The 14,996-nt window shown below is 41.8% G+C and carries 14 protein-coding genes and 1 pseudogene; 14 read left to right on the top strand and 1 reads right to left on the bottom strand.

Features of this window, described 5'->3' with window-relative positions; all coding sequences use genetic code 11:
* Positions 1–125 precede the first annotated feature (125 nt).
* From DYE66_RS10465 to DYE66_RS10445, 5 genes are all read left to right on the top strand, one after another.
* Positions 126–1,754, top strand: a complete 1,629-nt coding sequence (locus DYE66_RS10465; RefSeq protein ID WP_002996743.1) for a putative polysaccharide biosynthesis protein — start codon at positions 126–128, stop codon at positions 1,752–1,754.
* Between the two features lie 238 nt (positions 1,755–1,992).
* Positions 1,993–3,087, top strand: coding sequence for a cystathionine gamma-synthase (locus DYE66_RS10460; RefSeq protein ID WP_002997065.1), 1,095 nt, complete (start codon positions 1,993–1,995; stop codon positions 3,085–3,087).
* Between the two features lie 659 nt (positions 3,088–3,746).
* Positions 3,747–4,901, top strand: coding sequence for a MalY/PatB family protein (locus tag DYE66_RS10455; RefSeq protein ID WP_115325178.1), 1,155 nt, complete (start codon positions 3,747–3,749; stop codon positions 4,899–4,901).
* Between the two features lie 112 nt (positions 4,902–5,013).
* The gene (upp, locus tag DYE66_RS10450) at positions 5,014–5,643 is read left to right on the top strand and encodes a uracil phosphoribosyltransferase (RefSeq protein WP_002963394.1); all 630 of its coding nucleotides are present in this window, start codon (positions 5,014–5,016) and stop codon (positions 5,641–5,643) included.
* Positions 5,644–5,816: 173 nt separating this feature from the next.
* Entirely contained in the window at positions 5,817–6,407 is a 591-nt protein-coding gene (locus tag DYE66_RS10445; protein WP_002997050.1) for an ATP-dependent Clp protease proteolytic subunit, read from the top strand.
* 617 nt (positions 6,408–7,024) lie between these two features.
* On the opposite strand, the gene DYE66_RS10440 is transcribed toward DYE66_RS10445, so the two are convergent.
* Complete coding sequence (locus DYE66_RS10440) at positions 7,025–7,498, bottom strand: RrF2 family transcriptional regulator (protein WP_019769165.1); 474 nt, start codon at positions 7,496–7,498, stop codon at positions 7,025–7,027.
* Between the two features lie 124 nt (positions 7,499–7,622).
* Here DYE66_RS10440 and DYE66_RS10435 point away from each other — a divergent pair, with 124 nt between their 5' ends.
* From DYE66_RS10435 to DYE66_RS10395, 9 genes and pseudogenes are all read left to right on the top strand, one after another.
* Complete coding sequence (locus tag DYE66_RS10435) at positions 7,623–8,534, top strand: DMT family transporter (RefSeq protein ID WP_019769164.1); 912 nt, start codon at positions 7,623–7,625, stop codon at positions 8,532–8,534.
* 11 nt (positions 8,535–8,545) lie between these two features.
* Positions 8,546–9,021, top strand: a pseudogene (locus DYE66_RS10430) (S-ribosylhomocysteine lyase).
* A 22-nt stretch (positions 9,022–9,043) separates the two neighbouring features.
* Positions 9,044–10,054 (top strand): type I glyceraldehyde-3-phosphate dehydrogenase, encoded by a 1,011-nt coding sequence (gene gap, locus DYE66_RS10425; RefSeq protein WP_002996474.1) that lies wholly within the window; start codon positions 9,044–9,046, stop codon positions 10,052–10,054.
* A gap of 45 nt (positions 10,055–10,099) precedes the next feature.
* Positions 10,100–10,480, top strand: a complete 381-nt coding sequence (locus DYE66_RS10420) for a class I SAM-dependent methyltransferase (protein ID WP_002997418.1) — start codon at positions 10,100–10,102, stop codon at positions 10,478–10,480.
* A gap of 316 nt (positions 10,481–10,796) precedes the next feature.
* Positions 10,797–11,486 carry a methyltransferase domain-containing protein gene (locus DYE66_RS10415; protein ID WP_115325176.1) on the top strand — a complete coding sequence of 230 codons (690 nt, stop codon included), beginning with the start codon at positions 10,797–10,799 and terminating at the stop codon, positions 11,484–11,486.
* 177 nt (positions 11,487–11,663) lie between these two features.
* Entirely contained in the window at positions 11,664–12,113 is a 450-nt protein-coding gene (locus DYE66_RS10410) for a YlbF/YmcA family competence regulator (protein ID WP_115325175.1), read from the top strand.
* A gap of 48 nt (positions 12,114–12,161) precedes the next feature.
* On the top strand, positions 12,162–12,431 hold the full coding sequence (locus tag DYE66_RS10405; RefSeq protein WP_002996460.1) for a DUF2129 domain-containing protein: 270 nt from the start codon (positions 12,162–12,164) through the stop codon (positions 12,429–12,431).
* A 449-nt stretch (positions 12,432–12,880) separates the two neighbouring features.
* A complete protein-coding gene (locus tag DYE66_RS10400; protein WP_019783052.1) occupies positions 12,881–14,068 on the top strand; it encodes an ABC transporter substrate-binding protein in 1,188 nt (395 codons plus the stop codon).
* Between the two features lie 46 nt (positions 14,069–14,114).
* Positions 14,115–14,996, top strand: a complete 882-nt coding sequence (locus DYE66_RS10395) for a branched-chain amino acid ABC transporter permease (protein ID WP_002996578.1) — start codon at positions 14,115–14,117, stop codon at positions 14,994–14,996.

The raw sequence follows: 14,996 nt of genomic DNA, 5'->3' as shown, positions 1-14,996 counted from the left end.
CTACGGCGAAAATACTAGGCTAAGTTCGCTCCTTTTAATTTACTCCGAACAAGTGATTTATTTTGCTGATATAGACTGATAATTTTGAATTTAACTCAGTATTAACCAAGATAAGAAAGAGATCTATGGCAGAAAAACAACTGACTCAAAATGAAAAAATGGCTCGAGGGACCTTCTGGGCAACGACGGGGAATACCCTCAGTCGCCTCATGGGTGCCCTCTACATTATCCCATGGTATGCCTGGATGGGGAAGTATGGCAACCAAGCCAATGCCCTCTACGGTATGGGCTACAATATCTATGCCTACTTCCTCTTGCTGTCAACCACAGGTATTAATGTTGCCGTGGCCAAGCAAATTGCCAAGTACAATGCCATGGATAAGGAAGACCATTCCATTCACCTGATTAAGGGCTTCCTCAAGCTCATGGGCGTGGTCGGTCTGGTCTTCGCCATTATCATGTATCTGGCCTCACCACTTTTTGCCATTGTGTCGGGGACTGGGCCAGAGCTGATTCCGGTTATCCATAGCCTGTCCCTAGCCGTGCTGGTCTTCCCCGCCATGAGTGTTATTCGGGGGATTTTCCAAGGGTACAATGACTTTAAGCCCTATGCCATGAGCCAGATTTTTGAGCAACTGATTCGGGTTATCTGGATGCTTCTGACCGCCTACTTCATCATGCAGATGGGTTCGGGAGATTATGTGACAGCTGTCAGCCAGTCAACATTTGCCGCCTTTATCGGTATGATTGCCAGCATGACGGTTTTGGTTTTCTACCTCAATAAGGCAGGTCTACTCAAGAAAATTTTTGCCAAGGAAGCCAAAAATATTAAGATTGATACCTTGGGTCTACTCAAGGAAACCTTCAAGGAAGCCATTCCCTTTATCATCACGGGTTCAGCCATCCAAACCCTGCAGCTGATTGACCAAGGAACCTTCAATAATGTCCTAGCCCTTTTCACCAACTATAGCCAGACTGAACGTAATATCCTCTTTAGCTATATGTCTGCCAATCCAAGCAAAATCAATATGATCTTGATTTCGGTAGCCACCTCAATCGGAGGTGTCGGCATCCCGGTTATTACCGAGTCCTTCACCAAGAAAAGATGGGAGGAGCTCCGCAAGGTGGTTGTCAATAACCTGCAGATGCTTTGGCTCTTTATCCTGCCAGCGGTTGTCGGGTCGGTTATTCTGGCCAAACCTATCTATGTGGTCTTCTACGGTCTGCCAAGTAAGACGGCCCACTATCTCTTTGTCTTTGTTATGGCTGAGACAATCCTCCTAGCCCTCTATTCGCTCATGGCTCCTATGCTCCAGGCCCTTTTTGAAAATCGCAAGGCTATTCAATATTTCCTCTGGGGAATTTTGGCCAAGCTGGTCTTCCAGGTACCCATGCTCTATGTCTTTGGCCCATACGGTCCGCTGGTGGCAACAGCCCTGGCTCTCTGGATTCCTATCGTTCTTATGTATTTCAAAATCCAAGAAGTGACTGGTTTTGACCATGCTGAAATCAGACAGGATGCCAAAACTATTCTTTGGATGACCATTATTATGGGACTGGTCGTTGGTCTTGGCTACTTCGGCCTCAGTCAAGTTTATCCTGTTGTCGGCCGAGTTTCCAGTCTCGTCCATGTAGTCGTTCTCGGTGCTCTGGGCGTGGTTGTTTATGGTTACTTTGCCCTGCGTACCCGCCAGATTGATGGCCTCCTAGGTCGTCGTGCCGAGAGCCTGAGACAGAAGTTTGGAATTAAATAAGGTGAACGAACTAGCAACTCCTTTAAACAGAGCTTGTTTTTCTTTCCTTCGTCTTCCTCTTATAACTTTTTCTTATATCTGTCTATCAAATTTAAGTATGGGATGGGTGGCTGTCTTCCTTCAAAATCGTGCTAAAATAAAAGGCAGATGTTAAAACTCAATGAAAATCCATCCAGTCTAGGCCAGAAGCCTTGCCGACGGAAGGTTTTGATTTTCAAGAGTCTAAGGAGGCGTTTTGATGACACAAGACTATAAATTGGCCACACTATTGGCTCATGCCGGAATTAATTCAGACAGGGAAACGGGGGCCTTGGCTGCCCCCTTGCATTTTTCAACCACCTACCAGCACCCTGAATTTGGTCAGTCAACCGGTTTTGACTATACGAGAACCAAAAATCCAACTAGGGCAACCTTAGAAAAAACGCTGGCAGCCATTGAAAAGGCGGACTATGCCATCGCGACTAGCTCTGGTATGAGTGCGGTTGTCCTAGCTCTGGAAATTTTTCCAGTCGGCTCCAAGGTTGTGGCAGCTAGGGACCTTTACGGGGGTTCCTTCCGCTGGTTTAATGACCAAGAAAAACAGGGGCGCTTTTATTTCACCTATACCAACTCCCAAGAAGAAATGCTGGCAGCTATTGGTGATGATACCGATATTGTCTATATTGAAACGCCGACCAATCCCCTTATGATTGAGTTTGATATAAAGGCAGTCGCTGAGTTGGCCCACCAAAAAGGGGCGGCCGTTATTGTGGATAATACCTTCTACAGTCCTATTTATCAAAATCCCATTGAGCTGGGGGCTGATATCGTTGTCCACTCGGCGACCAAGTACCTAGCTGGTCACAATGATGTCTTAGCAGGTGTTGTCATCACCAGCAATCAAGCCTACTATGATAAGCTCTTCGATAATCTTAATACGACTGGCCCCAACCTTTCGCCCTTTGATAGCTACATGCTCATGCGGGGGCTTAAGACCCTCAAGCTTCGGATGGAAGCTTCAACACAGAACGCAAGAGCTGTTGCCCAATACCTAGAGCAATCGCCTGCCGTTAAGGAAGTCCTCTATACGGGTAAGGGTGGCATGATCTCTTTCAAAGTCAAGGACCAAGCCAAAATTCCAACCATCATCAATAGTCTGCAGGTCTTCACCTTTGCGGAAAGCCTGGGAGGGGTGGAAAGTCTCATTACCTACCCAACCACCCAGACCCATGCTGATATTCCAGCAGATGTTAGGGCTTCCTATGGCTTGACAGATAATTTGTTACGGTTGTCTATTGGTATTGAAGATAAGGAAGATTTAATCGCCGATTTGGCCCAAGCCCTTAAGGCCTAATATAACTAGTATTCGCTCATGACTTCCCCCTACATTCAATCTTGAGCGATTTATACTCTTCAAAAATCAAAAATATCCCACGGATAAAGTCACTCTATGATTTCTCATTAGAGTGACTACGAAAACTACGATTGTAGTTTTCTATATCCCTGACTAATTTCATAAAAACTGGAATATTGACAGTTTTTACTCCATGTCGCATCGTTAACTCACTTTGCCGTACTTACTGAGGAAAGCAAAGCTTTCCCGATTTCCAACCTCAAAAGGTCTCCTAGAGCTTTTGAGCTACCTGCAGCTCGTGCGATGCGGAGCAAAGTTGGTCGATTTCACCAACTTTGTGAGGTTAGTAAGGGAGCTAGGCAATCGCTATGGAGATTGCCGTTTGGGAGTAAGACAGAAGGGCTTTGACAGATGCCAAAACCTTCGTCACCTCACACCTTTTTATTTTAAAGTGTCGGCTAAGACAGTCCACCGGACTGTCTTACTACCCCAGCAAGGGTGACTAGCTGTCTGCTGTGCCACAAAGTGGCGCAAAGATAGCAGACACCTACTGCGACATCAGTCACTTTAGTGACTTGATGTCATTGCTCCTTGCCTTGGCTAGATTGATTTTTATTGAGTATTATTAGGCCCTCAGCCCAACTAGTGAGGAGAAACAGATGATAGATTTTGATTTTAACACCCTACCCGACCGCCTAGAGAACCACTCAATGAAATGGAAAGAAGTAGAGGCCAATCGGGACCTGCTACCTCTTTGGGTAGCCGATATGGATTTCCTGCCTTTTCCTAAAATGAAGGCAGCTGTAGAGGCCTATGCCCAGCGTGGCGACTACGGTTACCCTTATTTTTCTGACCAAGTCCTAGAGTCCATCCAGACCTGGGAAAAAGAGGAGCATGGCTATGGATTTGAGAAGGAAGCTCTGGTTCTGATTGAAGGCGTGGTACCAGCTATTTCGGTGGCCATTCAGGCCTTCAGTAAGGAAGGCGAGGCGGTCCTCATCAATACCCCAGTCTATCCGCCTTTCGCTCGCTCGGTCAAGCTCAATAATCGCCAGTTAGTTGAAAACTCCTTAGTCGAGAAAAATGGACGTTTTGAATTAGAATTTGAGCAATTGGAAAAGGACCTTGTTGAAAACCAAGTCAAGGTCTATGTCTTTTGTAGTCCTCACAATCCAGGTGGCCGGGTCTGGAGTCCAGAAGAATTGGTTAAGGTGGCAGAGCTTTGCCGTAAGCATAATGTTATTCTGGTTTCTGATGAGATTCACCAAGACCTGGCCCTCTTTGGGAACAAGCATCATTCTCTCAACACCTTAGGTGACTTCAAGGATTTCACCCTAATTCTAGGTAGTGCCACCAAGACCTTTAATGTAGCAGGGACTAAGAATAGTTTTGCCATCATTGAAAATCCTGAACTGAGAGCCATTTTCAAAAAACGGCAGCTGGGCAATAATCAGCACGAGGTTCCAACCATTGGACTGGTGACCACCGAAACTGCCTTTCGCTACGGTCGCTCTTGGTTAACGGAACTCAAGAAAGTTTTGGAAGAAAATATCAATCTGGTGGTTGAGCGCCTGACAAGGGAGACTCAAATAAAGGTCATGAAGCCAGAAGGAACCTATCTGGTCTGGCTGGACTTTTCAGCCTATAGCTTGGATGATGAAGAACTTCACCGCAAAATCAAGGAGGAAGCCAAGTTGATTCTCAATGTCGGCTCCACCTTCGGGAAAGAGGGTCTTGGTCATGCTCGCTTAAATGTCGCAACGCCACAGGCTACCCTAAAAGAGGCTCTAGACCGCCTGAGTCAGGTTTTCTAAAAAGCTCCTCAGCTGGCTTATTTCCTGAATTTTCCTGCTAATTATGGGATGTTTTGCTATAATAAAGGAAAACAAGAAGAAAGGTGGAAAGCTTCACAGAAGCGGACACATTATGGGAAAATTTCAAGTTATTTCACATCCACTGATTCAGCACAAATTATCAATCTTGCGTCGTGAGGATACCTCAACCAAGGTCTTTCGCGAATTGGTCAATGAAATTGCCATGTTGATGGGCTACGAAGTTTCTCGAGACCTCCCCTTAGAAGATATCGAAATCCAGACCCCCATCACCAAGACGACTCAAAAGCAGTTGGCTGGTAAGAAATTGGCCATTGTCCCTATTTTGCGGGCTGGAATTGGGATGGTTGATGGCTTGGTTAGCTTGGTCCCTGCAGCTAAGGTTGGCCATATCGGAATGTATCGCGATGAAGAGACCCTGCAACCTGTTGAATATCTGGTTAAATTGCCAGAAGATATTGACCAAAGGCAAATCTTCCTAGTTGACCCTATGTTGGCGACAGGTGGCTCAGCAATCTTAGGCGTTGATTCCTTGAAGAAGCGCGGGGCAGCTAACATTAAATTTGTCTGCCTAGTCGCTGCTCCCGAAGGGGTGAAGGCCTTGCAGGAAGCTCACCCAGATATCGACATCTACACCGCAGCTCTTGATGAAAAGCTCAACGAAAATGGCTATATTGTCCCTGGCTTGGGAGATGCGGGCGATCGTCTCTTTGGAACAAAATAAGTTGATAAAGCAAGAAGTTCCCTCAGAAGGTAGCTTCTTTTTCTTAGCCTAAGTTTTTTATTTGACCTTTTTTGACCAAATCGCTATAATGGTGACACGGTGATAGAGCGACCAATCTCTAATCAATAGATTGGTCTTCTGTCCAGATTTAAGTTAAGAAACGGAGAATTTTTATGATTCCAGTAGTTATTGAACAAACCAGCCGTGGAGAACGCTCCTACGATATTTATTCTCGTCTTTTAAAAGACCGGATTGTCATGTTGACAGGGCCAGTCGAAGACAATATGGCCAACTCCATCATTGCCCAGTTGCTCTTCTTGGATGCCCAAGATAGTAGCAAGGATATTTATCTTTATGTCAATACCCCAGGTGGGTCTGTCTCAGCCGGTTTGGCCATTGTAGACACCATGAATTTCATTAAATCCGATGTGCAAACTATTGTTATGGGGATGGCTGCTTCCATGGGAACCATCATCGCTTCCAGCGGTGCCAAGGGCAAACGCTTTATGTTGCCTCATGCTGAATATATGATCCACCAACCAATGGGTGGTACTGGCGGTGGAACCCAGCAATCCGATATGGCTATTGCGGCTGAACACCTACTGCAAACTCGGGAAACCCTTGAAAAAATCTTGGCTGACAATTCAGGCCAAACTCTCAAGAAGATTCACGCCGATGCCGAACGCGACAACTGGATGACCGCCAAAGAAACCTTGGATTATGGCTTCATTGATGAAATCATGGAAAATAATGAATTAAAGTAAAATGCTAAGAGCGTTAAAAAGTCATATGAAAATGGGAAAGGGGCAGAAAATTCTGATTTTCTAGGACCTTTAACTTTTTCACTAGGCTTTTAACCCGAGATCAATTAAATCAAAACCACCAGTTCGAAACTTGAGCTGGTGGTTTTGATTTGCTTCTTTATTAATCAAGAGACATCTCTCAATGAATTGACTTCTTAATTGTACCTTCGAACTTGTTATAGGCAGCCACAGCATCCCTATAAGAGGCATTGGCTTCGCTGAGGGCTTTGAAAAAGACTAAGGTTTTAATATTACTTTACAAAAATAATTTTTAAGGTAACTCTTTAATTGAAGATATAGAAGCTCGCTGACCCTGTTGTTCTTTTGTAAGAATATATAAGTAAATGCAATGGACGGAATTGGAAATATTCCCACAAATATGAATCAATTTTTGGGCAAATAGAGAAAAGATAATTGGAAGATATAGCAATTGGAATTTAGGTTAGGCCATCGTTAACGCGTCTTGATGAACCGAGTAGAAGGCAGAGTTTTCTCTATCCCCAGCCTCAAACAGTCTGCTAGACTGTTTTGAAGCTTGCCTAATCCGATTCCTAAATCAAACCGCTATATTACTTATGTTAGGCATTTATTTTCACCCAATCTCTTAATTCTGCCAAGCTATAATTTGAGCTTATTTGGTCGAAGACCTGAGCTAGAGTAATTGAAGAAAGTGTCGTAACCAATGTATCCTCAATTGCATCAAGCGAGTCTGTAACCGCACATTTTTGAGCTTTTTTACCTTCATTTTCACCTAGGAATTTTTTCAATAATTGTTGACTAGCAAATATTTTTCCCCTTCCCTCAATTGCTACAAATACATCATAAAAAGTAATTTCTTTTAATGGCTTCGCTAAAGAAAATCCACCAAATTTTCCTGGAACCGAAGTAATTAATCCTTCATTAACTAGCAGTTTTATGATTTTTTTTAAGTATGAGTGGGATGTTCCTAACCTTTCGCTTAGCAATTGGGAATTCATTGTCTGCTTATCAGGTAATTGTGAAAGTATTAGCAAAACATAAACAGATTGTTCCCAACCAGATGATAGTTTCATATTGACATTTACCTCCAATAGTAATATACTCTCTATTAGAGATATAAAATATCTCTAATAGGAGCAATTATTTTCTCTTATTATATCTTTTTGATAATGGATTGTAAAGATGGGAGGAAAACTAGTGGTTTTTAAAGTATCATCTAAGAACTCGTTCTTATTTAGTATTATATTGACGACTATATTTATGGGTTCGTCTTTTCCAACTGGGAAATATTTGATTTCTATTAATCGTGCTCCTCCCTTTCTAATTGGAAGTTGGCGTTTTATTATTGCAGGTCTCCTAATGTTAGTATTCACAATTTTAACAAAAGGAATATCTGAAATAATACCTAGAAGCAAAGGAAGTATAAAAAAAGGAATTTTATTAGTTATAAGTATCGGACTATTGCAAACAGCCGGAACAATGGGATTTTTAAATCTTTCTATGGCAAAAGGGCTTTCATCGTCAATGTCCTCAATTATTTTGTTTACGAATCCCTTGTGGCTAGCGCTTTTTGCTCACTTTTTGCTAAATGATAGACTAAATAAATGGAAGATATTATCCCTTATTTTGGGTCTATTAGGTGTCATTTTGTGCTTAGGTGTAGACAAATCAGCAATCAGTATAGGTTCTTTTATTGCCCTCCTTGGTTCTATTTGTTGGGCAATCAATACTGTTATTACTAAGAAAATTCCATTCGATAAGGGTTCATGGGTATTTACTGGCTGGCAACTTCTTATAGGTGGTATAGCAATGTACTTGGTTTCACTAGCGCTTCAGGAGACCTACAATTTTGCACTTATTAATGCAGTAGGATGGTTTTGCTTTGTCTGGCTTGTTTTGCCAGCCTCTATCGGCTCATTTGGCCTTTGGTTTTATAGTCTTAAACAAGGTGGTGCCACGGTTGCCAGTAGCTTCTTATTTTTAGTTCCACTATTTTCTACAATTTTCTCTGTTATCGGTTTGCATGACCACTTTACATTGAGTGTAGTAGTTGGTGGACTTTTAGTAATAACTTCATTGATTTTAGTAAATAAAAGTTCAAATATATAGGAGGTAGTTAATTGGCAAAAGTAGAAAGTTTTGAGCTAGATCATACTAAAGTTCTTGCTCCTTATGTTCGAAAGATTGATGCACAAGTTGGAAAAAATGGTGATTCCATTAGTAATTTTGATGTAAGATTTGTTCAGCCTAATCAAAATGCGATTCCGACAGCTGGCATCCATACTATTGAACATTCGCTTGCGAGCCTTATTCGAGACCGCATTGTTGGGATGATCGATTTTTCTCTCTTTGGTTGTCGAACAGGTTTCCATTTAATCATATGGGGTGACCACTCATCGAAAGAGATAGCATTAGTGATAAAAAATGCTTTGGAAGAATTGGTGAGTGATAGTTTTCAATGGAAAAATGTACCAGGAGTTTCTGAAAAGCAATGCGGAAATTATAGGGATCACTCCCTTTTCACTGCTAAAGAGTGGGCAAAAAAATATTAAGACAAGGGATTTCGAGTAATCCTTCCACTCGTGAAATTGTATAGAAAAATCTAGGAGGTAAGTACAATGGTTGTTAAAGTTGGAATTAATGGGTTTGGTCGTATTGGTCGTTTAGCACTTCGCCGAATTCAAACACTAAATAATATTGAAGTGACACATGTCAATGATTTAACAGATTCAAAAATGTTAGCCCACCTTTTAAAATATGATAGTACCCAAGGAAGGTTTGATGGTACAGTTGATGTTAAAGAAGGTGGATTTGTCGTCAATGGTAAGTTTATTAAAGTAACCAGTGAACCTAATCCTGAAAAGATTGATTGGGCTTCCTATGGAGTTGATATTGTACTTGAAGCGACAGGATTCTTTGCAAGTAAAGAAAAAGCTGAAAAGCACCTTCACGCTAATGGTGGGGCTAAGAAAGTAATTATTACTGCTCCTGGTGGAAATGATGTTAAAACGGTAGTATTTAATGTAAATCACGAAACTTTAACAGGAAAGGAAACAGTAATTTCGCCAGGTTCATGTACTACGAACTGCCTTGCACCAATGGCTGATACACTTAATAAAGCGTTTGGAATTGCAGTAGGTACAATGACAACTATCCATAGCTATACAGGAGATCAAATGACTCTTGATGCACCACATCGTAAAGGAGATTTTCGTCGAGCACGGGCAGCTGCAGTAAATACAGTGCCCACTTCATCTGGAGCAGCCAAGGCAATTGGACTTGTAATTCCAGAATTGGATGGCCTATTAAAAGGTCATGCTCAACGGGTTACTACCCCGACAGGTTCATTAACGGAACTTGTAAGTGTTGTGAAAAAGCCAGTAACGGTTGACGAAGTGAATGCTGCGATGAAGGCTGCGCAAAATGAAAGTTTTGCTTACAATGAAGATTTGATTGTTTCAAGTGATATCATAGGTGATACACATGGTTCAATTTTCGATGCAACTCAAACAGAAGTTACGACGGACGGAAGAAACTATCTTGTTAAGACTGTTGCTTGGTATGATAACGAAATGAGTTTTACTGCTCAATTGATTAGGACCCTAAATTATTTTGCGAGCCTCACTTAATATTTAATGGGTTCTATTTAAGTCTAGTTGCTTAGGAGGATTCCAATGGATGTTGGAAATGATATAGACATAAATGATAGTCATCAGTGGACTTTTTATAATGGAGTGGCAAAACATTTTGATAATCATGTAAAACTATCTGTTCCATTATATGAAGAAGGTCACGAGTTTATTTGTTACTTGAGTGATTTTTTCTTAAAAGAGGGCAGTAATTACTATGAGGTTGGAAGCTCCACAGGGACATTAATCAATAAGTTGTGTGAACGCCATGACAGTAAGAAAAATGTAACCTTTTATGGTGTTGAACCTGTAAAAGAAATGATTGACCTTGCTCAGAAAAAATGTGATAAAGAAATAAAATTTGTTAATGATACCATTGAAAATGTTAATCTTTTACCTGCTAGTCTGATTGTAGGTTACTTGTAGGTTACTATTTCCTGCAATTTATCCCAATCTCAAATCGTAAAGCTGTCATCGAAAAAATTTACGATGCATTAATTCCTGGGGGGTGGTTTCATCTTATTTGAAAAAGAACTACCTTTAGATCCTAAAATATACAAATTGATAACTTCTTCATATATGAAATTTAAAATAGATCATGGATTTTCTCCTGAGGAAGTATTATCAAAACAATTCAGTTTAGAAGGCGCGATGGTGACTAATACACATTCTGAGAATCGACATCTCTTGTCTGGTGCAGGTTTCTCGCATGTTACTACAGTAATGAGATATGGGGAGTTTAATGGTTATGTATGCTTCAAATGACAATAAGTGGCAATCATTACATAAAGAATCCCAAAACAGGAGGATTAGAAATGAGCCAAATTATGCCATAAAAAGAATCTATTCTTTAAAAGATAAAATCTTTCAAAAAGAACCAATAAATCGCACATTAGAAATCGGTTGTGGTTTTGGTAGAAATCTTAGATATTTGATTGATAATAACTTTTCTGATTACTACTACGGGGTAGATTTAACTCAAACAGCTATTGAAAAAGCTTCTGACTTTTTGAGTGAACCAATTGGTCAAGGACTGCTTGAATTGAAAGAATGTGATGTCAGCAAAGGTTTACCTTTCCCAGATAACTATTTTGATTGTATTTTTGACATTATGTCACCAATTACATTTATTGTGAGTAAAAAAGGGCGGGAAAGCTATTTTTCTGAGATCAATAGAGTTCTAAGACCTGAAGGTTCATTTCTTTTTCTGGCAGTACGCAAGGGAGGCATCTTTTACGATGCTTATAATGATTCAGATTTACTGAAAAAGGGATATATTAAAAGAAAACTTGATGGTATGATTGAAAGGGTATATTCATTGGACGAATTAGTGAGCTTACTGTGCCCCTTGCAGCTAGTAGTTTTGGACATAACTTCCGAACACACTAGAGCATTTGGTTCCGAAAAGTTCATACGCGAAAATGGATTTTAGTTCGGTCACTTTAAAAAATAGTGCCTTAAATTTACAAGAATCCTAGAATTTGAAGATTTTGGATGATGCTCTCTCTACGCCTCTTTTACTAAGATACGTCCGTCATACAACCGAAACCGATTAGCTCGAAAAGCCGGCCAGAAAGGGGCCGGCTTTGCAATATGCTATAATAGAAGAATGTTAGAAATTAATGAGGAGCTCTTGGCCATTGATGATGCCATTGAGCAACTAGTTGAGGCGATTCTTGCTAGTCCTCAGGTCCAGGACTATCAAGCCAAGCAAGTCAGTTTGATGGCAGACCAGGACTTGCAAGACCAGCTGGCCCAGTTTCAAGAATTGCAGGCCAGCTATGAGGACCAAAAGGAATTTGCCAAGTATCGGCCAGAGGTTTCCCAGCTTCGCCGTCAGATTTTACGATTAAAACGCCAGATTGATATGACTCAGACCATGCAGGACTTTCGGCTAGCAGAGGTAATCCTGCAGAGCCTTTTGGCCGAGATTACCAGGCAGTTGGCTGAAAGTGTCTCCTCTGATATTTTTGTTGATACAGGGCTTCCTTTGGCTCCTCGTCGTCACAAGCACGGACAAGGACGAGGGGAAAATATTCGTGAGGATGCCCAAGAATAGAGTCAAAGCCCTAGGCCAGTTCAATTAGAAAGGATAAGCTAAACAAGCATGTTTGAAAAACAAAAACGTGTCGGAATCATCGTTTATCTCTATTACAATCGGGATGCCCGCAAGTTAAATCGCTATGGAGATATGATTTATCACTCACGCCGTTTTCGCTATGTCCAACTTTATCTAGATGCGCAAAAGCAAGCAGAGACCCTCGAGGCATTAAAGAAGTTAAAGTTTGTCAAGCGAGTTCGTCCTTCCCATCTGGACGATATTAATCAGGATTTTGTTGGTAGTCTTTTTCGAGAAGACCAGCCAGAAATTAATTAATCGAAATCAAAGCTAGGCACTTGAAGACTCTTTCTTTATTTTTGCCTAGCTTTTTCTAATGCTATCTAAATAGCACTAATTAGTATTATTGTCCTTAGCCTCTTGAAAGCTGATGAGGTCTGCTAAAACCTTCTGTATCCTAGGCCAAGTTTCAAGACCTCTTTAGGTTTCTTGAAAGTAGAAAAAGTCTTGAAAAAGACGCTAAATCAACAGAAGTTGGAATCTGATTAAGTTCTGATTTTTTAATTTGCAGGCGCTAATTCATACGTTCTAGCCAGATTAAAGTCCAAAGCAAGGTAGATGAAAACCACTGCATTTAGCTAGCAGGTAAATACCCTTGACAATTATCTGATAATTCTGTATTCTATTCAGTAGCCTTAAAAAGCGGTAGAAATTAGGGATTTGCTTCCCAGCCGACTTTTTAAAATGAAGATGAGGAGAATAATCGGATGCGTAAAAAGATTATCGCAACTGGTATGGCCCTGCTGGCTGCCGTAACCTTGGTGGCCTGTGGTAAGTCACCCGATGTTACCAGCAATGCTCAGGGAACAAAAATCGGAAATACCATAAAAATTGGTGTCGACATGGAGTTGACCGGTGCGGTTTCTGCCTATGGAACGGCTGAAAATAAGGGAATCAAGCTGGCGGTTGATGAAATCAATAAGGCTGGCGGTGTTGATGGTAAAAAGTTGGAATTGGTTACCAAGGACAACAAGTCTGATAATGCCGAAAGTTCAACGGCTGCAACCAATTTGGCGGTACAAAATCAGGTTAATGCCATCATTGGCCCTGCCACCTCTGGTGCCGTATCTGCAGCTTCCTTGAATGCCCAAAAGACAGGAGTACCTCTCTTGTCCCCTTCTGGTACCCAGGACGACTTGACGGTTGATTCTACTAGTGGTAAGGATAAGGCTAAGCGCTTTGTCTTTAGGACCACCTTTAGGGATAGCTTCCAAGGGAAGGTCCTGGCCCAATATGCTTCTGAAAATATGCAGGCCAAAAAGGTTGTACTTTTCTACGACAATTCTAGTGACTATGCCAAGGGTATTGCTGACCAGTTCAAGAAGAGCTACAAGGGACAAATTGTTTCGACCCAAACCTTTGTGGCCAACGATACAGACTTCCAATCAGCCTTGACAGCTATCAAGGATAAGGATTATGACTTAATTGTTATGCCAGGTTACTATACCGAAACTGGCCTGATTACTAAACAGGCTAGGGATAAGGGAATTGACAAACCAATCCTAGGCCCTGATGGCTTTAGTGACAAGACCTTTATTGATTTGGCCGGCAAGAAGGATGCCAGCAATGTTTACTACGTTTCGGGTTACTCGACCAAGGCAGACCTCTCAGCTAAGGCTAGAGATTTTATCAAGGCTTATCAGAAGAAATATGGCAATGAGCCTAACCAGTTCTCAGCCCTTTCCTATGATTCTGTTTATATGATTGCAGCAGCTGCCAAGGGAGCCAAGAATTCGATTGAGCTCGCTGATAATTTAGCGAAACTCAAGAACTTTGTTGGCGTAACGGGTGAGATGACCATTGATAACCTTCATAATCCGATTAAATCAGCGGTTATGGTTAAGTTAGACAATGGTGTCGAAACCTCTGCTGATACCGTAACGATTAAGAAGTAGTAGAAGTTTTCTTGACAAGATAAAAACAAAGAAAGTTTGGTATTTTATGTTAGCACAACTTCCCCAACAACTGGTAAATGGGATTATCCTAGGAAGTATCTATGCCCTTTTGGCCCTAGGATATACCATGGTTTATGGGATTATTAAATTGATTAACTTTGCCCACGGGGACATCTTCATGATGGGGGCCTTTATTGGCTACTGGGCCATTAATGGTTTACACCTGAATTTCTGGATTGCTCTGATTTTCTCAATGGTCCTTACCGCTATTTTGGGAATGGTGATTGAGTTCTTGGCCTATCGACCTTTGAGAAATTCGACTCGGATTTCAGCCTTGATTACGGCTATCGGGGTCTCCTTCCTCTTGGAATACACCATGGTCTTCTTCTTTGGCTCGAATAAGCGCTCTTTCCCACAGGCTATCAAGATGCATAGCTTTGATTTGGGACCTGTGACCATTACCAATATTCAGCTCCTGATTTTGGCCGTGGCTATCGTTCTCATGATTGGTCTCCAATTGATTGTCAAACAGACCAAGATGGGGAAAGCCATGCGGGCAGTCTCTGTTGATAGCGATGCCGCTCAACTGATGGGGATCAATGTTGACTCTACCATCAGCTTCACCTTTGCCCTAGGTTCCGCCCTGGCTGGTGCAGCAGGGGTCCTCATTGCCCTCTACTATAATTCGATTGACCCGCTTATGGGGATGACACCAGGGATTAAGGCCTTTGTCGCTGCCGTTCTGGGTGGTATCGGTCTTATCCCAGGTGCGGCTATCGGTGGCTTTGTCATCGGTATCTTGGAAACCCTATCCAATGCCCTTGGTCTATCAACCTACCGTGATGCTATCGTTTATGCCGTCTTGATTGTTATCCTCCTGGTCCGTCCAGCAGGTATCCTCGGTAAAAACGTGAAAGAGAAGGTGTAG

The sequence above is a fragment of the Streptococcus downei MFe28 genome (genome assembly GCF_900459175.1).
Lineage (GTDB): Bacteria > Bacillota > Bacilli > Lactobacillales > Streptococcaceae > Streptococcus > Streptococcus downei.
The sequence above is the reverse complement of the archived record's forward strand: the minus strand, read 5'-3'. Positions and strand labels throughout refer to the sequence as shown.

Bases quoted from the DNA above. Each gene is read 5' to 3' on its own strand.
- DYE66_RS10465 (WP_002996743.1), top strand. From the start codon at position 126: ATGGCAGAAAAACAACTGACTCAAAATGAAAAAATGGCTCGAGGGACC.
- DYE66_RS10460 (WP_002997065.1), top strand. From the start codon at position 1,993: ATGACACAAGACTATAAATTGGCCACACTATTGGCTCATGCCGGAATT.
- DYE66_RS10455 (WP_115325178.1), top strand. From the start codon at position 3,747: ATGATAGATTTTGATTTTAACACCCTACCCGACCGCCTAGAGAACCAC.
- upp (WP_002963394.1), top strand. From the start codon at position 5,014: ATGGGAAAATTTCAAGTTATTTCACATCCACTGATTCAGCACAAATTA.
- DYE66_RS10445 (WP_002997050.1), top strand. From the start codon at position 5,817: ATGATTCCAGTAGTTATTGAACAAACCAGCCGTGGAGAACGCTCCTAC.
- DYE66_RS10440 (WP_019769165.1), bottom strand. From the start codon at position 7,498: ATGAAACTATCATCTGGTTGGGAACAATCTGTTTATGTTTTGCTAATA.
- gap (WP_002996474.1), top strand. From the start codon at position 9,044: ATGGTTGTTAAAGTTGGAATTAATGGGTTTGGTCGTATTGGTCGTTTA.
- DYE66_RS10420 (WP_002997418.1), top strand. From the start codon at position 10,100: ATGGATGTTGGAAATGATATAGACATAAATGATAGTCATCAGTGGACT.
- DYE66_RS10415 (WP_115325176.1), top strand. From the start codon at position 10,797: ATGGTTATGTATGCTTCAAATGACAATAAGTGGCAATCATTACATAAA.
- DYE66_RS10410 (WP_115325175.1), top strand. From the start codon at position 11,664: ATGTTAGAAATTAATGAGGAGCTCTTGGCCATTGATGATGCCATTGAG.
- DYE66_RS10405 (WP_002996460.1), top strand. From the start codon at position 12,162: ATGTTTGAAAAACAAAAACGTGTCGGAATCATCGTTTATCTCTATTAC.
- DYE66_RS10400 (WP_019783052.1), top strand. From the start codon at position 12,881: ATGCGTAAAAAGATTATCGCAACTGGTATGGCCCTGCTGGCTGCCGTA.
- DYE66_RS10395 (WP_002996578.1), top strand. From the start codon at position 14,115: ATGTTAGCACAACTTCCCCAACAACTGGTAAATGGGATTATCCTAGGA.